Source organism: Citrobacter sp. CK206, from assembly GCF_030333125.1.
Classification (GTDB): domain Bacteria; phylum Pseudomonadota; class Gammaproteobacteria; order Enterobacterales; family Enterobacteriaceae; genus Citrobacter_B; species Citrobacter_B koseri.
In genome coordinates, this window is sequence record NZ_JAOWGM010000028.1 from 383,384 (window position 1) to 403,885 (window position 20,502).

The following is a 20,502-nucleotide window of genomic DNA, read 5'->3' on the forward strand; positions in this document are numbered from 1 at the left end:
TGTAAAAATCAGCCGCCCAACCAGCCTGAGACAGCGTCCAGGCGAAACCGGGAAAATTTCTTAGTTTTGCCCCACTCGGGGTAAAAAGGTGAAGTCCGTCACGTAATGCTGGCCTCGCGCGGCGCCTGCGCATTCAAAAACGGCAGCAGCAGCAGGGCGGAAATGCCCGCTGCAATGGCAATCACCACAAAGAACCCGGTCCAGTGCCAGGTTTCCATCACCTGTGCCAGCGGCCAGCCGGAGAGCGATGCGCCAAGATAGGCAAACAGACCGACAAAACCGGTTGCCGCCCCCGCCGCCTCTTTGTGCGAACATTCCGCAGCCGCCATGCCGATCAGCATCTGTGGGCCAAAGACAAAAAAGCCGGTGGTGAAGAAGCACGCCGCCTGCATCACGTAACTGGCGAACGGCATCAGCCATAACGAACCGACAGAGAGCAGTATTCCGGCAGCGAAAATCAGGTTCATTGGCCCACGGTTGCCGTTGAACAGTTTATCTGAGCCCCAGCCCGCCACCAGCGCGCCGATAAACCCGCCCAGCTCGAACATCGTGACCGCCGTGTTGGCGGTGACCAGATCGACACCCAGCGTCTCCGACATATACAGGTTGCCCCAGTCGTTGATCGCCGCGCGTACCACGTACACCAACACATAGCACAGCGAGAGCAGCCAGATATAGGGATTCAACAGCACGTATTTGGTCAGGATCTCTTTGCGGGTCAACCCCGCGCCCTCCTGCTGCTGAGCGATTTCCAGCTCATCATGCCGCCAGTCCCCGACCGCTGGCAAACCGATAGCCTGTGGCCTGTCGCGCAGCCGCCAGCAGAGAAAAATGCCGACGATAATCGCCAGCGTTCCGGCAATCATCATCCCGGCGCGCCAGCCATAATGCAGAGCGGCAGCAGCCATGACGATCGGAATCAGCGCCCCACCGACGTTATGCGCGGTATTCCAGATGGCCCACCACCCGCCACGCTCATTACGCGAGTACCAGGACGTCAGCAAACGGGCGCACACCGGCGCTCCCCAGCCCTGGAAGAAGGCATTCAACGCCCACAGTAATGCAAAGGCCCACAGCGACGTGGAGAAACCGAACAGGATATTCACCACGCCGGTGGCGATCAGCCCAATGCCCATAAAATAACGGGCGTTGGAACGGTCGCTGACGATGCCAGAGACAAACTTCGACAGGCCATAGGTGATGTAAAACAGCGTCGCCAGCAGGCCGATATCACTGCGGGTCAGCACACCGCTGACGAGGATCTCCGGCACGGCGGCATTAAAACTTTTACGGGTGAAATAGAACAGCGCGTAGCCAAGCCAGATGGTAAGTAAGATCTGTCGCCGCCAGTAGCGGTAACGCGCATCGACTTCGTGTTTATCGGTTATCAACGGCGCATTTGCCGGAGCTTTCAGAAACGTCAGCATCACCGCTCCTTAAACGTAACGCAGAGGCAACGACACGCTAACGCGCGTGCCGTGCGTACAGGAGATGGCCAGCACGCCGCCAAGCGCCGTCACGCGCTCGCGCATCCCGGTCAGACCAAAGCCTTGCTGGCCGGAATCCGGCGGCAGGCCGCTGCCATCGTCTTCAATCACCAGCATCAGCCGCTCATCCTGCTGCCAGCCCTGTAGCGTAACCGCGCTGGCATTAGCGTGTTTCACAATGTTGTTCAGCCCTTCCTGACAAACGCGAAACAGCGTTACCCGCTGACTTTCGCTAAGCGCAGACTCGTCTATTCGCCAGTCGAGATGGCTGATAATGCCGCGACTTTCCAGTTCCATTTCCCGCATCAGCGAACGGATAGCCTGTTCCAGCGTCAGGTCATCCAACTGGCGTGGACGCAAGCGCCCCAGCAGGCGACGCACCGCGTCATACACGCCCAGCGACAGTTGCTCAATGTGCGCCCCGCTCTGTTTTACGCCGCCATTATCCGCCGCCAGCCGCTGTACAATTCCCGCCTGAGTGCGAATGGCGGTGATGGTCTGACCGATGTCGTCGTGCAGTTCCCGCGCTACGTCGCGCCGCACGCTCTCTTCCGTTTCCAGCAGGCGTTCCGCCAGACGATGGTTACGCGCCAGTTCATTTTGCAGCGACTGGTTGAGTTCGCGCAGGCGCTGAATCCCCGCGCCAAGCAGCAGCCCGGTCAGGCTTTGCGCCAGCAGAGAAAGCAGTAAATCAACGGGATGATCGTGCCAGGTCTGGCTGGCAATCAGCGCGATGGCGTTCATCAACGTCGCAATCAGCGCCCCTTGCCAGCCGTAATGCCAGGCGAGCGCAATAATCGGCAGCGCAAGGCAGAACGGCGTAAAGCGTGACAGCTCAGCCGGTAGACCCAGCTGTAGCCACAGGCTGACGGTGAACAGCAGCAGATACCAGACCAGATGCCGCCCGCGCCAGTTCACCGGCTGCGAGACCAGCGCCGGGCCGAGCGGTAACCAGGTGGTGCTGGTCAGGTAATGCCAGAACACCAGACAGATGGGCGCCAGCGTCAACCCGCCGGTAAGCGTCAGCAGCAGCGCGTTTAACGTCTCTTCCCCCTGGCCTAACCAGGGCAGAGACTGTAACAATGCCGCCGCCGTCAAGGCCGCGCCCTGTAACAGCAGGGTGCGCCAGTCGCGCTGATGGCGATAGCGGGAGATTAATGCCACAGGCAGCAACGTCAACAGGCCTCCGATCATCAAAAGCGGTAGATGCGCCAGCGCCACTTCCTGCGCCAGCCACCAGACCAGCAGCCATTCCGCGCCCAGCAATACCGGCCAGTAGCTGCGCGGACACTGCAACATCAGCCCCAGGCGTAAACCGAACGGGAACAGCAGTACCGCCAGCTCCGGGCGCTCAACCAGGTGCAGGCTGATGCTCCACAGGCAAAACCACGCGGCGGAGAAGATAAAAAAGCAGGCGATAACGGTAATTAACCGGGAAAGGATGGTTTTCATCACCAGCCATCAAACATGCGGCGCGCCAGTTCAACGTCGTTGCTGACGCCCAGTTTTTCCAGAAGATTGGCGCGATGTACGTGTACCGTTTTTGGCGACAGCCCCAGCTCGGCGGCGATCTCTTTTACCGCCATTCCCTGCGCCAGCTTTTCCGCCACCTGGCGTTCACGTCTGGTCAGCGGGTCCTGCCGTCCGGCCGCCAGTTTAACGGCGATATCCGGCGTCAGGTAACAGCCGCCCGTCGCCACCGTGTGTACCGCGGCAATCAGCTCGTCAGGGCTACAGCGCTTGGAAAGGAAGCCGCGCGCACCGGCGTTCAGCGCCTGTTCCACCAGCGCCGGACTGTCATGTACCGACAGCATTATCGTCGCCATCCCTTTAGGAAGCTGACTTAATAACTCCAGCCCGGAGATATCCGGCATGGAGATATCGCAGATGCAGACCTGCACGCCGCGCCCCGGTAATCCCGCCAGCGCCTCCTGCCCCGAGCCAAACTCGGCCACAACCTGTAAATCAGGTTCCAGCCCCAGCAGCTGCGCAAAGCCGGAGCGGACGATAAGGTGATCGTCAATAAGGGCGATGGTGATCATGGTTCTGTCCTGGTACTTGAAAGTGCCTGATGGCGCTGCGCTTATCAGGCCTACGGGCGGGAGCCGTTGTAGGCCGGCCATCCAACAAAGCGCTTACCTTAACGATAAGCGCATGGCTGTTCAAGCCGTGAGCAGCATTCAATGCGTCTGGCGGGCGTACGACTCCGTTACGGTTCCATACTGTCCAGGTCGCAGATACGCACTTTGTCGCTATCAGAAAAAAGCGCAAAGGAATCCCGAATATCGGGCCGGATCAGGGTGGTTTTTAGCAGTGTGATGTAGACATTCTCTAATTTCATCACATTAAGCTGGCAAGTGCTTGCAAAACCAAAGACATTCACTCGCTGGTAAGCCGAGGATAACTGGCAAATATAATCTTCAGAAATGGCGTTCAGCGTAATTTCCGTCATGCCAAACACCTGCTGGCTGTACTCTCTTGGGTGCCTGAGGTACTGGAGTGAAGGATAGTGCGCTGCGAGCGTCTCTATCTTATGAATCAACGCAATAAGGTTGGAATCATTTTTCACATCAAGGATATCTTTAAATTTCGAGCCCACAAAAACATTGATCTCCCCGGCATAGACAGGCGCACTGCGCTCAGTATGCAAGCGCTGTTTCTCCTCTGAGAGAACATCAATATAAACAATATCGCAGTCTACATTTCTACTTTTGCTTTTATGCTTTACGATAGAGAAATGCAGTTCACTTCTTTTCGCGATATCCCTGATATTATAATGCTGACCAAGCCACATCCGCGTCAACTTACGACCGGGGCCTTTTCGTAGTTTTATTTGTTTATCAAGATAGCCTGCGGAGTTGATACTCAGAATGCCATCATCAAACGTTCTAATCTTAACGTCATCAGACAACATTTTTAGAATGTATTGCACTGAAAGATGGCTGATATTCGCCATATAGACATAATGGATTGTTTTATGAGAAAGAAAGCGATTGATTTTCAGCATGTTAATAAAGCCATAATCCATACTGGCGACTAAGCCAGAAGAGAATTCATTATTAACCGTTTCATATATATAGGATTTTAACTCTACCTTTGTTTTAAGGTAGATGATATGAAAACGTGCGTGTTTATACCTCGCTTTAATCTTAGAAACAATTCTGAGCTGAAGCGGGGAGCAAACAATAAAAAGATGCTCAACGATTTCCATTAGTTATTCGCTCTGAATCACAGCAACCCGGCGCATAATATCATTGCAATATGACATCGTAAAGAAGCGCCCCAGACGCTCAGGCGAGTATTGGTCACTTTGTCCGAAAAGATACTTTCTATACTGCAAATAAGACAGTTCATAAACCGGATAATAAAGACACGTCACGTCCGAAAATATTACTTATAGTTATATAACACTCTCAAATAATTAACCTGAACAAGGGTTTCCCCTTGTTCAGATAGCCATTATTACTCAAAGAAAACCGAGATTTTATTAAACATTGACGGATCGGACTGATTGCGCGCCACTTTCACCACATCTTCCAGTTTATCGATCTGACTAATCATCTGCTCCAGACGCTGATCGTCGTTGACCAGTAGCCAGATGCGGCTCTGGTCGCTGCTCTGGATGGGTAGACAAAGAATCCCTTCCACGTTGAAAGCGCGACGGGCGAACAGCCCACAAACGTGCGTCATGACGCCAGGATGGTTACGGACGGTGAGTTCCAGGATAACGTTCTCATGTGATTGTTTCTGCATGGTTTATTCCCCCACCATCTCAGTATTGGCCGCACCCGGCGGCACCATCGGATAAACTTTTTCGTCTGCATCAATACGTACATGGATCAGCGCCGGTCCTGGGCGGCTGATGATTTCCCGCAGCGCCGCTTGCGGATCGGCTTCATTATTTAAATCACAGGTTTCCAGACCAAAACCAGCGGCAATCTGCATAAAGTTGATCATCCCCGGATAGGTGGCAGCAAACACGCCCTGCTTGTAGAACAGGCTTTGTTGCTGATGCACCAGCCCCAACGCTTCGTTATTCATCAGGATAATTTTTACATCCAGTTGGTTTTCGCTGGCGGTCGCCATCTCCTGAATATTCATCATCAGGCTGCCGTCGCCGGAGAAGCACAACACTTTCTTGTCCGGGTTCGCCAGCGCCGCGCCAATCGCCGCAGGCAAGCCAAAACCCATCGTCCCCAGCCCGCCGGAAGTCAGCCACTGACGTGGACGGTTGAGCGGATAAGCCTGTGCGGCCCACATCTGGTGCTGGCCTACGTCGGTCGTGATAATCGCGCTGTCATCCACGCAGGCGGCAACGGCATTAATCAGCCCGTAATGGCTGAGCGGATCGCTGGCTTCAGGGATCGCGCACGGGAACTCGCGCTGCAAATCCGCCACCAGTTGATGCCACTCTTCGCGTGGCTGAGCCTCAATGTGCGGAATCAACTGCGCCAGAACGTCATCAACATCAGCCTGAATGGCAACGTGCGGTTGTTTAATTTTACCCAGTTCCGCGCGATCGATATCCACATGGATGATTTTGGCATTCGGACAGAACTGTTCGGTTTTGCCAATCGCCCGGTCATCAAAACGCGCCCCCAGAACCACCAGCAGATCCGCCTCTTGCAGAATATAGTTTGTGCTGCGCGCGCCATGCATGCCCAGCATCCCCAGAGAAAGCGGATGCGCCTTCGGCAGTATGCCCAGCGCCATCAGAGTCATAGTGGTGGGCAGTCTGGCTTTTTCCGCCAGTTCACGCACGCGCGCAGGCGCGTTAATCACGCCGCCGCCAAGATACAGCACCGGGCGCTTCGCGGCGTTGATCATCGCCGCCGCATCACGAATGCTCTCAGCGCTGAATTCCGGCGCCGCCATTTTTTCAGCCGGAGCAGGCAACGCTTCAATGTCAAACACCGCCGTCTGTATATCCTTAGGAATGTCTATCCACACCGGCCCAGGGCGCCCGGACTGGGCAAGGCGAAACGCATCGCACATTACCTGTGGCAACTCATTGATATCTCTGACCAGATAGTTATGTTTTGTGATGGGGATAGAGATGCCGTAGGTGTCGACTTCCTGAAACGCATCGGTGCCGATCATCGAGGCCGGAACCTGACCGGTGATGCATACCAACGGAATGGAGTCGAGACGCGCGTCGGCAATGGCGGTGACCAGGTTAGTCGCGCCCGGCCCGCTACAGGCCATACATACCGCGGGTTTACCGTCGGTTCGCGCCATCCCCTGAGCGATAAACCCCGCCCCCTGTTCATGGCGCGCCAGGATGTGGCGGATTTGCGTACTTTGGCTTAAGGCGTCATAAACGGGGAGAATCGAACCGCCCGGAATGCCAGTGACGATGTTAATGCCCTGACGTTCCAGAAAATGAACGATAAATTCTGCGCCCGTAAAGCGCGTACGCGGGGATGTTGATGTTGTGCCCGAACTTGCCATGCTCCAGTCCTTTTATTCTGGGCCGACTTGCCGGGAAGGTGTCTTAAACGAAAAACCCCGCCCGGTTTGCGCCGGCGGGGTTTTGGAATCGTGTGTTGTTCCAGTCCCTACGGCGCATTGCCGACGACCACCACCACACGCACGACGACCACTGCGGCAGGTTGCGCAGTTTTTAGTAGGGTCGCAGTCAGCATGGAAGGGTTCATTAGGGACCTTGTCTGTTTATGGATTAACAGGTTTTATACAAGCACAGCTTTTCAGGCATGACAACGGAAAATTTTTCATCTGCACAAAAATGCGTCGACGATCACGCTTTGCCAGATGCCGACGCAGGCCTGCAAAACAAAAAACCCCGCCGGAGCGAGGTTTTTATCAGCGTTATGCGGTTGGTTGCCGCAAAGCACACTGTGTTATATCAACATCAGAAGTATACGCGTTCCGCGAAGAACACGCAATTTCGGCACGGATTTTGACGCATTTGAGTATGGATCAGAAGTCGCGATCCGTCCACAAAATACTGTTCATTCATACAGTATTTATCTATAATATCACTGTACGCAATGTGTTATAGGGGGCCGCATCGTAACCGGCGCAACAAAGTCCTGGCTGAAACGGGTGGTGCCGTCAGCGCCTTAACCCCCATGTGAGCACACTGTGTTATGTCAACAAAAGGTGCTGACAACAGGCGGCGGAGAGGTACGTCAGCACCGTGCTCCTTTTACCAGAAGGAGAGCGTATGAGCCTCGTGGATATCGCTATTCTTATCCTGAAACTCATTGTTGCTGCACTGCAACTGCTTGATGCCGTTCTGAAATACCTCCGGTAATTCAGATTCAAGCCGCACCGAAGGGGAGCGGGCAACCGCTCCCCTTTCATCATCTGCCTGGTGCTTGTCCATCGTCGATATGTTACGTTTTTATGACAACCACTGACGATACCTGAACCATGACCCTTTCCATTTTCTGCATTTTACTGTTTGCCGCGCTGCTGCATGCCAGCTGGAACGCCATCGTGAAGGCGGGAAATGACAAACTTTACTCCGCAATCAGCGTCAGTGGTTCCGCAGCGTTGATGGCGCTGGCGTGTCTGCCCTTCGCCCCGCCCCTTCCCGCCGCCAGCATCCCTTTTTTAGCCGCCTCCACCGCCTTACAGGTGGTTTATACCGTGCTGGTCGCCAAAACCTATCAGGTTTCGGATATGAGCCAGACCTATCCCCTGATGCGCGGCACCGCACCGCTGCTGGTGGCGATAATTAGCGTCCTGTTTCTTGGCGATAGCCTTTCCACAATGGCCTGGCTCGGCATCGCGGTAATTTGCCTGGCGATTCTCGGCATGGCCTGTAACGGTCGTGCCCGCTCCCGGCGGGGTATCACGCTGGCGCTGATCAACGCCTGCTTTATCGCTGGCTATACGCTGGTGGACGGTACGGGCGTGCGGGTGTCAGAAACCGCGCTGGGTTATACGCTGTGGACCTTCTTGTTGAACGGCACCTGTCTGCTTGGCTGGGCGATGATTGCCCGGCGGCGGGAAGCCTCGCGCTATCTGGCGCAGCACTGGAAGAAAGGCATTTTTGGCGGTATCGGCACGATGGGTTCCTATGGGCTGGCGCTGTGGGCGATGACTCAGGCGCCGCTGGCCGTGGTGGCCGCACTGCGTGAAACATCCATTCTGTTCGGCGCGCTGATTGCCTGGCTGCTGCTCAATGAGAAAGTCGCCGGGCTACGGTTGGTCGCGGCTGGCGGGATTGCCGCCGGGGCGATATTACTGCGTTTATCCTGATTGCCGGATGGCGGCTACGCCTTATCCGGCCTACGGGAGCCGCCGGGCACCATCAAACTGCGGTAAAATAATCTCTCGGCAACAATTGTTGCCGCTTTTTGTTTACATATCCTGCCGTTCGGCTCCCGCGCTATTCCCGCCGTGAATATGGCCTTCTTTTTTTAGTGTGGTAGATTCCACTCGCATTTATGGGAATGCGTAGCACCTTATTCTTATTTTTTTCTTTTTTTAAAAGTAATCAGCGAAATGAAAAGGCAGAGAAGCGTCAATTTGTTGTTGATGTTGGTATTACTGGTGGCCGTCGGGCAGATGGCGCAAACCATTTATATCCCCGCCATTGCCGATATGGCGCGTGAACTGAACGTTCGTGAAGGGGCAGTACAGAGCGTCATGGCCGCTTACCTGCTCACCTACGGCGTATCACAACTGTTTTACGGCCCGCTTTCCGATCGGGTAGGGCGCCGCCCGGTGATCCTCGTCGGGATGTCCATTTTTATGCTGGCTACGCTGGTCGCGATTACCACCCACAGCCTGACGGTATTGATTGCCGCCAGCGCGTTACAGGGCATGGGCACCGGCGTCGGCGGCGTGATGGCGCGTACGCTGCCGCGCGATCTGTATGAAGGTACGCAGTTACGCCACGCTAACAGCCTGCTGAATATGGGGATTCTGGTGAGTCCGTTGCTGGCGCCGCTGATTGGCGGGCTGCTGGATACCGTCTGGAACTGGCGCGCCTGTTACGTTTTCCTGCTGGTTCTCTGCGCAGGCGTCACCTTCAGTATGGCACGCTGGATGCCGGAGACACGCCCCGCAGGCGCACCACGTACCCGCCTGATCGCCAGCTACAAAACATTATTCGGCAACGGCGCATTTACCTGTTATCTGCTGATGCTGATTGGCGGACTGGCGGGAATCGCCGTCTTTGAAGCCTGCTCCGGCGTGCTGATGGGAGCGGTGCTGGGTCTGAGCAGCATGGTGGTGAGCATCCTGTTTATTCTGCCAATTCCGGCGGCGTTTTTCGGCGCGTGGTTTGCTGGTCGCCCGAATAAGCGCTTCGCAACGCTGATGTGGCAGTCGGTATTCAGTTGCCTGTTGGCGGGCGTCATGATGTGGGTCCCAGGTCTGTTTGGCGTGATGAACGTCTGGACGCTGCTGATCCCCGCCGCGCTGTTCTTCTTCGGCGCCGGAATGCTGTTCCCACTGGCGACCAGCGGCGCGATGGAGCCTTTCCCATTCCTCGCCGGAACGGCTGGCGCGCTGGTGGGCGGCCTGCAAAACATCGGCTCCGGCGTGCTGGCGTGGCTCTCCGCAATGCTGCCGCAAACCGGGCAGGGTAGCCTCGGCTTTTTGATGACGCTTATGGGGCTGCTGATTTTACTGTGCTGGCTGCCGCTGGCGTCGCGTGTGCCGCATCAGGGGCAGACGATTTAATCGAATGATGGCCCGGTTTCCCGCCGGGCTTTTCACATACCGGCGAGATCATCGTGGTCAGGAGCGGCTCCAGCGCCGGACGCCACGCCCCTTCTTCTCCGTCATAAAACTGCGTATCCGCGTTAATCGCATACGGAATATTCACCCTTTGCAACTCGCACGCCATAAACCGGGCAAACGCGAGCTGCGAAGCGGAAGGGCTATTTTTGATTGATTCACCCGGCGCCCAGCCGCCAACCCAACTGACATGGCCGGTTTTTTGCTGCCAGCGCACGGCGGCGTTAATTCGCGCGCGAATCGCCGCTTTCTCCGCCGCCGTGCCCGACGTCCACGGGTATTTACCGTTATTTTTCAACGGCCCCCACGGAAAGATATGCCACTCCGCCAGCACGTAATTCTGGCTTTGCGGGGGCAGTTTTAGGGCCGACAACGCTTCCGGCGCGGCGCGCAGACGAGGCGCGACAAAAATCATGCGTTGGGGGTCAATCGCGTGAAGGGTGCGGATGGTTTTGTCATATACCCGGTTCAGGGAAGCCTGGCTGTGGTTGAGTTTCTCCGCCGGTTCATAAATCAGGTCAAACCCCAGCAGCGGCGAACGTTGCGCAAAATAGTGCGCGACGGCTACCCACCAGTTGATCACCTCTTGTTCATTGCCGGGACTGGGGTCGTTTTTATACTCATCGGCCTGATAAGCAATGATCGGAATCACGCCATACTGCTCACACGCCTCCACCAGTTTTCGCAGGTGGATGAGTCGCGCTTCCGTCGGCTCTCCCGCGACGCGTATGCGCACATGCTTAAATCCCTTCGCCTGAAAATCACGCACCACCAGAGGATCAAACTCCCGGATACCCCGTTCGGTGCGCGCCCAGTCAACGTCCATCCCCACACCAAGCTGCTGCGCATAGCGCGAAGCGGTCAACGGCGGCTGAGCCGCGCACACCGTGGCGCTGACGAGCAGGAAGAGAGAAGCAAGCGGCTTTAACACGATTGTCCTTAAGCAAATCATCAGGAGTCATATCACGTATTTAGCACGCTTTCTGGCTTTACATGCAATAAATCTTCGCGTGGCAAACGCTACGTCGCCTGCTCCTGCAACCAGCCGATAAACGCCTCGATTTTCGGCCACTGTCTGCCAGGCAGCGTGGTCACATAATAGTGCTGGTGGCATTTCAGCGTCATCTCGCCGAAAGGCGCAATCAGTTCGCCGCTATCAAGACGCTTTTGCACCAGCCGTTTACGCCCCATCGCCACACCGATATGGTTCATTGCCGCAATAACGGCTAAATCGGAACGATCGAAGCCAATGCCCGACGATGTCGGCAGATTCACGCCAAAATGCTGCGCCCAACTGTGCCATTCATCAGTGCCGGAGTCGTTGCTCCATGCCTGTCGGTCATGCAGGAGCGTACAGTGGCGCAGGTTAACCCGCGCATTCGTTAAGTCATGATGACGGGCATATTCGGGGCTGCACACCGGCAGAATGGCCTCATCCATCAGGAAGTGATGCGTCAGCTGCGCCGAGGGCGCATCATCAAAATAGATCGCTAAATCAATCCCTGCCCGCTGGAGATTCACGTTGTCATTACCGGTCAACATGGTCAGCGAGATGGACGGATAGCGGCGAGTAAAATCTCCCAGCGCAGGCACCAGCCAGCACTGAGCAATCGAAGGCCGCGAATAGACGGTCAGCGTCCCTGACAACTCCTGATTTTTAATATCGAGGATTTCCTGATTCAGCGTATCCAGCGACGATTTCAACGCCCAGAATACCCGCTTGCCCTCATGGGTGAGTTCCACTTTGCGGTGCGAACGGACAAAGAGCTGAATCCCCAGCTCCTCTTCCAGTTGATTAATTCGATGGCTGACCGCGCTGGGACTTAGCGACAGCTCATCCGCCGCCAGCGCAAAAGACTGATGCCTGGCCGCCACTTCAAAGGTGTACAGCTTTGATAATTGCCAGCCGTTGAGTAAACGGTTTCTGCCGTCGCGTAAGGGTTCCATCGCCACCTCTGTGACCTCTTTTTAGCTTTGCAGTGTAAAAAAATGCGCCTGGAAAATCAGCGTAAAGATGAATCAAAGTGAACCATATCGCATAAACAGACCATTATTGGATGCAAATCACCCTTTTGATTCAATCTGGTTCATGCGAAGGGCAATTTATATCGTTTGTCAGCAAGTGCCGTTTTTTCGTCCAATACGCCTATGTTAATCACAGGGCAAGGTGAGATATGCACTCTCAAATTTGGGTTGTGAGCACGCTGCTGGTAAGCATCGTGCTAATCGTGCTGACCATCGTGAAATTCAGGTTCCACCCGTTTCTGGCACTGCTGCTGGCCAGTTTCTTTGTGGGCGCGATGATGGGCATGGGGCCGCTGGAGATGGTCAATGCGATTGAAAGCGGTATTGGCGGCACGTTAGGCTTCCTCGCCGCCGTCATCGGTCTCGGAACCATTCTCGGCAAAATGATGGAAGTGTCCGGCGCGGCAGAACGGATCGGCCTGACGCTCCAGCGTTGCCGCTGGCTTTCCGCTGATGTGATCATGGTGCTGGTGGGGCTGATTTGCGGCATCACGCTGTTTGTGGAAGTGGGTGTGGTACTGCTCATCCCACTGGCATTTTCGATAGCGAAGAAAACCAACACGTCGCTGCTGAAGCTGGCTATTCCGCTGTGTACCGCGCTAATGGCGGTGCATTGCGTGGTGCCGCCGCATCCGGCTGCGCTGTTTGTGGCGAATAAGCTGGGCGCGGATATCGGTTCCGTTATCGTCTACGGTTTGCTGGTTGGGCTGGTGGCGTCGCTGGTCGGCGGGCCGCTATTCCTGAAGTTCCTCGGCAACCGCCTGCCGTTTAAGCCGGTGCCGACGGAGTTTGCGGATCTCGAAGTGCGCGATGAAAATACGCTGCCTTCTTTACGCGCGACGCTGTTTACCGTCCTGCTGCCGATTGGCCTGATGCTGGTAAAAACCGTTGCCGAACTGAATATGACGCAGGGCGGCACGCTGTATACGCTGCTGGAGTTTATCGGCAACCCGATCACCGCAATGTTTATCGCCGTTTTCGTGGCCTATTACATTCTTGGCCTGCGTCAGCATATCGGTATGGGTACGTTGCTGACCCATACCGAAAACGGCTTTGGCTCGATTGCTAACATCCTGCTGATTATCGGTGCAGGCGGCGCGTTCAACGCTATCCTCAAAAGCAGCGGTCTGGCGGATACGCTGGCGGTGATCCTCTCCAATATGCACATGCACCCGATTCTGCTGGCCTGGCTGGTGGCGCTGATTCTGCACGCCGCAGTGGGTTCCGCAACGGTCGCGATGATGGGCGCGACGGCGATTGTCGCGCCGATGCTGCCGCTCTACCCCAACGTCAGCCCGGAGATCATCGCCATTGCCATCGGTTCCGGCGCGATTGGCTGCACGATCGTGACCGACTCCCTCTTCTGGCTGGTGAAGCAATACTGCGGCGCCACCCTGAATGAAACATTTAAGTACTATACAACCGCGACATTTATCGCGTCGGTTGTTGCTCTGGCGGGCACATTCCTGCTTTCCTTTATCATCTAAGCGCAAAGAGACGTATTATGGAAAACGCTAAAATGACTTCACTCATCGCTCAGTATCCTCTGGTAGAGGATCTGATCGCCCTCAAAGAAACGACCTGGTTTAACCCAGGCACCACCTCTCTTGCGGAAGGTTTACCCTATGTTGGTCTGACAGCGCAGGATGTACAGGATGCGCATGCCCGCCTGGCCCGTTTCGCGCCGTATCTGGCAAAAGCCTTCCCGGAAACCGCCGCAACCGGCGGGATTATTGAGTCTGAACTGGCGATCATCCCCGCAATGCAGCAGCGGCTGGAAAAAGAGTACGGACAGAAAATCAGCGGCGAACTTCTGCTGAAAAAAGACAGTCACTTACCGATTTCCGGCTCGATAAAAGCCCGTGGCGGGATTTATGAAGTGCTGGCCCGCGCGGAAAAACTGGCGCTGGAGGCGGGTCTGCTGACGACCGAAGATGACTACAGCGTAATGCTTTCACCGGAGTTCAGGCAGTTCTTCAGCCAGTACAGCATTGCCGTGGGTTCAACCGGTAATCTGGGGCTGTCGATTGGCATTATGAGCGCCTGTATCGGCTTTAAGGTGACGGTGCATATGTCCGCCGACGCCCGCGCCTGGAAGAAAGCTAAACTGCGCAGCCACGGCGTAACGGTAGTGGAATACGAAGAGGATTACGGCGTGGCGGTTGAGCAAGGGCGCAAAGCGGCACAGTCCGATCCAAACTGTTTCTTCATTGACGATGAAAACTCCCGCACGCTGTTTTTGGGCTATGCGGTGGCCGGGCAGCGCCTGAAGGCTCAGTTTGCGCAGCAGGGGCGCGTGGTGGATGCCGACCATCCGCTGTTTGTCTACCTGCCGTGCGGCGTTGGCGGCGGCCCTGGCGGCGTGGCTTTTGGTCTGAAACTGGCATTTGGCGACAACGTCCACTGCTTCTTCGCCGAACCAACCCACTCTCCGTGCATGTTACTGGGCGTGTATACCGGTCTGCATGATGCCATTTCCGTCCAGGAGATTGGCGTCGATAACCTGACGGCGGCAGACGGCCTGGCGGTGGGGCGCGCATCCGGGTTTGTAGGGCGGGCAATGGAACGTCTGCTGGACGGGCTGTACACCCTCGACGATCGGACGATGTACGACATGCTGGGTTGGCTGGCGCAGGAAGAAGGCATTCGCCTGGAGCCGTCCGCACTGGCGGGAATGGCCGGGCCGCAGCGTGTTTGCCGTTCGACGGATTACCAGCAGATGCACGCCTTCAGCGCTGAGCAGCTTAATCACGCCACGCATCTGGTGTGGGCGACCGGCGGCGGTATGGTGCCGGAAGAAGAGATGGCGCAGTACCTGGCGAAAGGGCGCTAAACGTCACTGACCTTAACGCAGCATCGCCATCAACTCCATCGGTGAGCGATGCTGTTTAATCAGATCCCGCATAACGCGCATATGCGGCGACGTGTAGTTAATAAACGCTTTATACCCGCCGCACAGCACGCTTTTCCCGCTTAAATCCCGATGCTTTGGACAATCACCGTTGCAGAATCGCAATAAGGCGCAGTCCAGGCAATCCGCCCCCAACGTTGATTTTTTCTGCTGTCCAAATTCTCTCGCCTGCGGGCTGGCGTTTAGCATATGTAGCGGCGTTTGATGGATATTACCCAGCCGGAACGCCGGGTAGACATAGTGATCGCACTGATAGAGATCGCCGTTTGCTTCCAGGGCGAACGCGTGACCGCAGGTTTCGCTAAGCGCGCACATTTGTGCCGGATGCCCGCTCCACACGCCCAGCATCGAATCAAACAGTTGCACAAAAACGCGCCCAATATCTTCCCGAACCCAGAGATCAAACACATCGTTGAGAAAACGCCCCCAGCCTTCCGACGTCACGGAATCAGCGGTCAGTTTGCCGCTATCGTCACGTTCAACCAACGGAATGAACTGAAGAAAAGGCGTGCCAAGCTGGCGAAGATAGCGATACATACGCGCAGGCTGCTGGCTGTTCAGCCGATTCACCACCACCAGCAGGTTGAAGTCCACGCGATGGGCAACCAGCCTTGCTATCGCTTCCACCACCTTATAATGCGTCGGTTTTCCACTACGGCTAACGCGGTAAGCATCATGTAAATCGGCGGGGCCATCCAGTGAGATACCGACCAGCCAGCCGTTATCACGTAAGAATCGGCACCACTCGTCACTGAGTAAAATGCCGTTGGTCTGGAAGGTATTCTGGATGCGTTTCCCCTCTCCATAGCGTTTTTGCAACGCGACCACGCGGTGAAAAAAATCGAGTCCACACAGCGTCGGCTCTCCGCCCTGCCAGGCAAACAGCACATCATCAACCGGCTGCGCGGCAATATGCTGGCAAATAAAAGCCTCTAAGGTCGCGTTATCCATAACGGGTTGAGAGGGTTTATCGATATAAAAACAGTAATGACAATCAAGGTTACAACGTGAGCTGGCCGGTTTAGCCATGACCTGACATCCTGTCATGCAACATCCCTAATAAAGACGATAAGTTGACGAATATGCGTTACAGCAAACAGTATTGCGAGGGACAACACCGCGAGAGAGATCAAAAATTTGTCACGCACGGCGCGAGATTCGGAAAAATCACTGTGCGCCACATCCATCAGGTTACGGCTGCGGGTATAGCGCCAGAGGATGAGCGCGACAATCGCCAGCACGCCAATAGAAACCCAGAACAGAAACCCCGCCTGATGCCAGTTATGTTTCAGCGCCAGCGCCATCAATGCGCCATAGCCTAACAGGGTACGAAACCAGGCCAGCGACGTGCGCTCCGGCTGTAGACCGGGATCAACCTGACGGCGGGCTTTGCGGCTATCCGGCATACAACACCAGCGCCATGACAATCACCGCAACAATCATCAGCATCAGGCTGATTATCATCAGGCTATGGGTGTACGGCAGGTCTTCTTTCAGACGCATCGCTTTTTCGTTGCGTAGCCAGCGCAGATAGCCATAAATCGCCAGGCCGCCCGCAAAGAGACACAGCAGCAGCGCCAGCAGTTCGCGAATCACCGGCGTGGCGAAGTCCGGCGCGAGTTGATCAAGCCCGACGCCCGACGCCAGAAACCCCAGCGCGGTGCGAATCCACGCCAGAAAGGTACGCTCATTTGCCAGCGAGAAGCGGTAATCCGGCGCTTCTCCGAGGCGGGAAATCTTCATGACGGCTCCTTTAAATTATTGCCGGATGGCGGCGTAAACGCCTTATCCGGCCTACGGTATTGCGCTTTTGTAGGCCCGGTAAGCACAGCGCCACCGGGCATCATTATTGCCGGATGGCGGCGTAAATGCCTTATCCGGCCTACGGTGTTGCGCTTTTGTAGGCCCGGTAAGCGCAGCGCCACCGGGCATTATTATTGCCGGATGGCGGCGTAAGCGCCTTATCCGGCCTACGGTATTGCGTTTTTGTAGCGCCACCGGGCATAACGCATCAAAACTTCTGCTTTTTCTCTTCTACTTTCACGCCTTGCGTGGGCAAACCGGTATCGTAATCACGTACCACCGGAGAATAACCGTCTTGCGGGCGTGGGCGGAATGCCCCCATCCAGCGCGGCCGGGCATCTTTACGCCACGGACGCAGGCTCCACTGGTACGTGCGGAACGGGTCGCGGATTTTATCCATGTAATCCAGCAGCGCGTCGTGCATCTGACTGCGAACACCGGCAAATTCCGGCGCAGCAATCAGATTATGCAGTTCATCCGGGTCATTACGCCTGTCGTACAGCTCATCGCTGGTAAACAGGTTCAGCACCAGCTTCCAGTTATCCGTCACCCAGCAGCGCACCGGAATAAAGCCGCCAAAGCTGTCATGCTCGATCTCATAGCGGTTGAACTCCACCATCACCCCGCGCGGCGCTTCAACGGCCAGGATGTTTTCACCCGGAAGAATATCGGGCTTATCAATCCCCGCCAGCGCCATCATCGTAGGCAGCAGGTCAATATGGCTGACCGGCGTATCGATCTGCTGCGGCGCTCCCTGCGGCGGGCGCATAATCAGCGGGATGCGGGTAATGTCATCATACATTGCCGCCCCTTTGCTGATGAGTTTGTGCGCCCCCATCATTTCACCGTGATCGGAGGTATAAATCACCCAGGTGTTCTCACGTTGTTCCGGGGTTAACGCATTGATCACCCGCCCAATCTGATCATCAACAAAGTCATTGCAAGCAAAGTAGAGCGGATGATGATAACAGCCATCATCGCCCACCGGGGACGGCATCGCCTGCGCCCATAGCCGATGGTGCTCAGGTTTATTGCTCAGCGAATCCTGCGCCTTCGCGCCCAGGTCATAATAAAAATCCTGATACTTCTCCAGATACTCAACCGGACAGGTAAACGGATGATGCGGCTCATCATAAGAGACCACCATCAGGAACGGTTCGTCATCTCTCGCTGGCTGATGGAGAAAATCAACCGCCCGGTTGCTGATGCGATACGCCCAGGTAAAGGTCTCATCAATATTATTGGTCTGCAAATCCTCAATACTGTTCAGTCCGTTACGCCACAGGCTGATTTCATTCTCCGTCAGTTCAGAAAGGTAGTTCGCGCCGTCATACCAGTAGTCGGCATCCCACTCAGGCGGGCACTCGCCGGTGCCAAAGTAATCGTGCCCGTCGAGGTGCCATTTGCCGATATAACAGGTGTGATAGCCTGCATCCTTAAAATAACGCCCCATCGTGGAGATGTTCTTCCCCGGCGCGACGTTGTTCGTCCACGGGCCGGACTGATTGGCATAAATACCGGTAAAAAGCCCCGCGCGGGCTGGCGTACACACCGGCGAGCAGGTATACGCGGAGTTAAAGCGAATCCCTTCAGCGGCCAGACTGTCAATATGCTGCGTGTTCAGCGGCTTACCGCTATAGCAACCCACCATATTGGTCGCCTGTGTATCGGTCATAATGAACAGAAAATTCGGACGGGTCATGCTTTATCCTTAGCGTCAGAAACATAAACCACAGGCGCGGAATGGCGCGTCTGCCATGAGCTGTAAATCAGGTAAACAACCACCGCAGCGGTGATGGCGTAGCTGAGAATGGTCAGCCACCGGGTCTGATAGCCACCGAACTGCGCCAGACCAGAATAGACGCCAATCATCGCGAACAGGACGCCAACGGCGGCGATCTTCACGTTTTTCCACGGTTTCATGTCAACCGCAAACGCATCATGAAATTTAAACGGCGTTGCACGCGGCTTAATCACGCCAATGAGCAGCATCACCACGACGTTGATACAGAAGGTGCAGGCCAGCACATAGAGGAAATGAAAATCAAATTTCACCAGGTAGTTGATGGTGATGTAACTGACAATACCGAGTCCCATTGCGACCTTCGCGGCCAGCGCCGGAATACGCGGGAAGAAGAAGCCCATAATAACAATGGTCACCAACGGCACGTTATAAATCCCGTTGAGTTGTTTCATCCAACTGTAGAGCCCTTGCGGCGCATAGGCGATCCACGGCGCCACCAGCACGGAGATCACGGCCACAATAAAGCCAAAGCGACGACCAACAGTGACCAGTTTATCGGGGCTGGCCTGTTCATTAATCAGTCGGCGATAGATACCGAGGCTAAACAGGGTCGAAGCACTGTTCAAAAAACCGCAGAATGCGCTGATAATCGCGCCAAACAGCACCGCGCTAAAAAAGCCAATCAGCGGCAGCGGCATCACTTTGTTCACCAGCGCCGGATAGGCCATGTCTGCTTTCGGTAGATCCTGAAAGAGATGAAAAGCGATAACGCCCGGCAGCACCAGAATCAGCGGGTCCAGCATCTTCAACACCGCCGTAAGCAGCGCCCCTTTTTGCCCTTCCGATAAACTTTTTGATGCCAGCGTACGCTGAACGATCCCCTGGTTGGTGCACCAGTAGAACGTATTGACCAGGATAAGCCCGGTCAACGCCGCGCCAATCGGCACCGGGTCGTTGCTGCCGCCAATCGAGTTCAGCATCTGGCTGTGATCCTGGGTTAAACGCGTAATACCTTCGCTCAGACTGCCTTTCCCCATCGCCATCAGACCAAACAGCGGCACCATCAGGCCGCCAATCACCAGGCCGATACCGTTAATCACATCGGCAATGGCAATCGCCCGCATCCCGCCGACGACAGCATACAGGATGCCGCTAATCCCCAGCACGACAGCCATCAGCCAGATCGCCGTATGTTGTGAAATACCAAAGGTTTCAGTGACATGAAACATGCTGTTAAAGGCAAGCGCGCCGGAATACAGAATGATGGGTAAAAAACAGATTCCCGTCGCAATCAAAAAACAGCAATCAATAATGATGCGGGTAGTTTTATCATAGCGCTCTTCAATAAAATCCGGGATCGTTGCAATGCCGCGTTGCAGATAGCGTGGCAGAAAGATCAGCGCCAGAAAAATAAGCGGAATTGCGGAGATGACTTCCCATGCCATTACCGACATACCGCTGCGGTAAGCCTGGCCGGTTAATCCCACCAGTTGTTCCGTTGAGAGGTTAGTTAACATCAGCGAGGCGGCAATAACCGGCGCTTTTAACGAACGTCCCGCCAGAAAATATCCCTGCTGCGAACCGGTATCCGCTTTTCGTAACTTCCACCAGGTGATAACCGCCACCAGTAGCGTAAAACCAACAAAGCTCAAAATTTGTAGCGTATTCATCTCATAGCCCTTGTTTTTCATTATGTCCCGGCAGCGATAGGGTCAACACGAGGTAAAGCGTGCCGGGTCAGGCAGTCAGATTTCTTAATTACAAACATCGCCTCCCTGAAGCATTCACTTTCTGTTATGTTCAGGTTGTGGGCA

Annotated in this window: 19 protein-coding genes; 5 read left to right on the top strand and 14 right to left on the bottom strand. The window is 55.4% G+C overall.

Annotated features, from left to right (window positions below):
* Window positions 1-98: 98 nt before the first annotated feature.
* From OGX81_RS14360 to ivbL, 7 genes are all read right to left on the bottom strand, one after another.
* Window positions 99-1,427 (bottom strand): MFS transporter, encoded by a 1,329-nt coding sequence (locus tag OGX81_RS14360; protein ID WP_012000766.1) that lies wholly within the window; start codon window positions 1,425-1,427, stop codon window positions 99-101.
* A gap of 9 nt (window positions 1,428-1,436) precedes the next feature.
* On the bottom strand, window positions 1,437-2,939 hold the full coding sequence (gene uhpB / locus OGX81_RS14365) for a signal transduction histidine-protein kinase/phosphatase UhpB (RefSeq protein WP_012000767.1): 1,503 nt from the start codon (window positions 2,937-2,939) through the stop codon (window positions 1,437-1,439).
* A complete protein-coding gene (gene uhpA / locus OGX81_RS14370; protein ID WP_024130070.1) occupies window positions 2,939-3,529 on the bottom strand; it encodes a response regulator transcription factor UhpA in 591 nt (196 codons plus the stop codon). Before uhpA ends, uhpB begins: the two co-directional genes overlap by 1 nt.
* 167 nt (window positions 3,530-3,696) lie before the next feature.
* Window positions 3,697-4,698, bottom strand: a complete 1,002-nt coding sequence (locus tag OGX81_RS14375) for a glycosyltransferase family 52 protein (protein WP_012000769.1) — start codon at window positions 4,696-4,698, stop codon at window positions 3,697-3,699.
* 251 nt (window positions 4,699-4,949) lie between these two features.
* Window positions 4,950-5,240 carry an acetolactate synthase small subunit gene (gene ilvN, locus OGX81_RS14380; protein ID WP_012000771.1) on the bottom strand — a complete coding sequence of 97 codons (291 nt, stop codon included), beginning with the start codon at window positions 5,238-5,240 and terminating at the stop codon, window positions 4,950-4,952.
* A 3-nt stretch (window positions 5,241-5,243) separates the two neighbouring features.
* Window positions 5,244-6,938 carry an acetolactate synthase large subunit gene (ilvB, locus tag OGX81_RS14385; RefSeq protein WP_104867988.1) on the bottom strand — a complete coding sequence of 565 codons (1,695 nt, stop codon included), beginning with the start codon at window positions 6,936-6,938 and terminating at the stop codon, window positions 5,244-5,246.
* Between the two features lie 107 nt (window positions 6,939-7,045).
* Window positions 7,046-7,144, bottom strand: a complete 99-nt coding sequence (ivbL, locus tag OGX81_RS14390) for an ilvB operon leader peptide IvbL (protein WP_047460165.1) — start codon at window positions 7,142-7,144, stop codon at window positions 7,046-7,048.
* A gap of 530 nt (window positions 7,145-7,674) precedes the next feature.
* Between ivbL and tisB the strand changes: the two genes are divergently transcribed.
* From tisB to emrD, 3 genes are all read left to right on the top strand, one after another.
* Complete coding sequence (gene tisB, locus OGX81_RS14395) at window positions 7,675-7,764, top strand: type I toxin-antitoxin system toxin TisB (RefSeq protein ID WP_047460159.1); 90 nt, start codon at window positions 7,675-7,677, stop codon at window positions 7,762-7,764.
* A gap of 119 nt (window positions 7,765-7,883) precedes the next feature.
* Window positions 7,884-8,717 (top strand): EamA family transporter, encoded by an 834-nt coding sequence (locus OGX81_RS14400; protein ID WP_012000775.1) that lies wholly within the window; start codon window positions 7,884-7,886, stop codon window positions 8,715-8,717.
* 246 nt (window positions 8,718-8,963) lie between these two features.
* A complete protein-coding gene (gene emrD, locus OGX81_RS14405) occupies window positions 8,964-10,148 on the top strand; it encodes a multidrug efflux MFS transporter EmrD (protein WP_012000777.1) in 1,185 nt (394 codons plus the stop codon).
* Here the strand turns inward: emrD and OGX81_RS14410 are convergent.
* Both OGX81_RS14410 and dsdC read right to left on the bottom strand, forming a co-directional pair.
* Window positions 10,075-11,136, bottom strand: coding sequence for a cellulase family glycosylhydrolase (locus OGX81_RS14410; protein WP_225622034.1), 1,062 nt, complete (start codon window positions 11,134-11,136; stop codon window positions 10,075-10,077). The genes emrD and OGX81_RS14410 overlap by 74 nt on opposite strands.
* A gap of 89 nt (window positions 11,137-11,225) precedes the next feature.
* Window positions 11,226-12,152 carry a DNA-binding transcriptional regulator DsdC gene (dsdC, locus tag OGX81_RS14415; RefSeq protein ID WP_024130072.1) on the bottom strand — a complete coding sequence of 309 codons (927 nt, stop codon included), beginning with the start codon at window positions 12,150-12,152 and terminating at the stop codon, window positions 11,226-11,228.
* Window positions 12,153-12,379: 227 nt separating this feature from the next.
* Between dsdC and dsdX the strand changes: the two genes are divergently transcribed.
* Together dsdX and dsdA are read left to right on the top strand one after the other, a co-directional pair.
* Window positions 12,380-13,717: a D-serine transporter DsdX gene (gene dsdX, locus OGX81_RS14420; protein ID WP_047460149.1), complete on the top strand. Its 1,338-nt coding sequence runs from the start codon at window positions 12,380-12,382 to the stop codon at window positions 13,715-13,717.
* Window positions 13,718-13,734: 17 nt separating this feature from the next.
* Window positions 13,735-15,063 (top strand): D-serine ammonia-lyase, encoded by a 1,329-nt coding sequence (gene dsdA, locus OGX81_RS14425; RefSeq protein ID WP_104867985.1) that lies wholly within the window; start codon window positions 13,735-13,737, stop codon window positions 15,061-15,063.
* Window positions 15,064-15,075: 12 nt separating this feature from the next.
* Here dsdA and OGX81_RS14430 read toward each other — a convergent pair whose 3' ends face one another.
* The 5 genes from OGX81_RS14430 to OGX81_RS14450 all read right to left on the bottom strand — a co-directional run bounded on the left by OGX81_RS14430 (window position 15,076) and on the right by OGX81_RS14450 (window position 20,358).
* Window positions 15,076-16,188, bottom strand: a complete 1,113-nt coding sequence (locus tag OGX81_RS14430; RefSeq protein WP_158661209.1) for an anaerobic sulfatase maturase — start codon at window positions 16,186-16,188, stop codon at window positions 15,076-15,078.
* Complete coding sequence (locus OGX81_RS14435) at window positions 16,185-16,547, bottom strand: DUF202 domain-containing protein (protein ID WP_012000783.1); 363 nt, start codon at window positions 16,545-16,547, stop codon at window positions 16,185-16,187. The genes OGX81_RS14430 and OGX81_RS14435 overlap by 4 nt, the downstream gene beginning before the upstream one ends.
* Entirely contained in the window at window positions 16,537-16,884 is a 348-nt protein-coding gene (locus OGX81_RS14440; protein ID WP_104867983.1) for a YidH family protein, read from the bottom strand. The genes OGX81_RS14435 and OGX81_RS14440 overlap by 11 nt, the downstream gene beginning before the upstream one ends.
* 268 nt (window positions 16,885-17,152) lie before the next feature.
* The gene (locus OGX81_RS14445; RefSeq protein WP_058668309.1) at window positions 17,153-18,646 is read right to left on the bottom strand and encodes a sulfatase-like hydrolase/transferase; all 1,494 of its coding nucleotides are present in this window, start codon (window positions 18,644-18,646) and stop codon (window positions 17,153-17,155) included.
* Complete coding sequence (locus OGX81_RS14450; RefSeq protein WP_024130074.1) at window positions 18,643-20,358, bottom strand: solute:sodium symporter family transporter; 1,716 nt, start codon at window positions 20,356-20,358, stop codon at window positions 18,643-18,645. The genes OGX81_RS14445 and OGX81_RS14450 overlap by 4 nt, the downstream gene beginning before the upstream one ends.
* Window positions 20,359-20,502 lie beyond the last annotated feature (144 nt).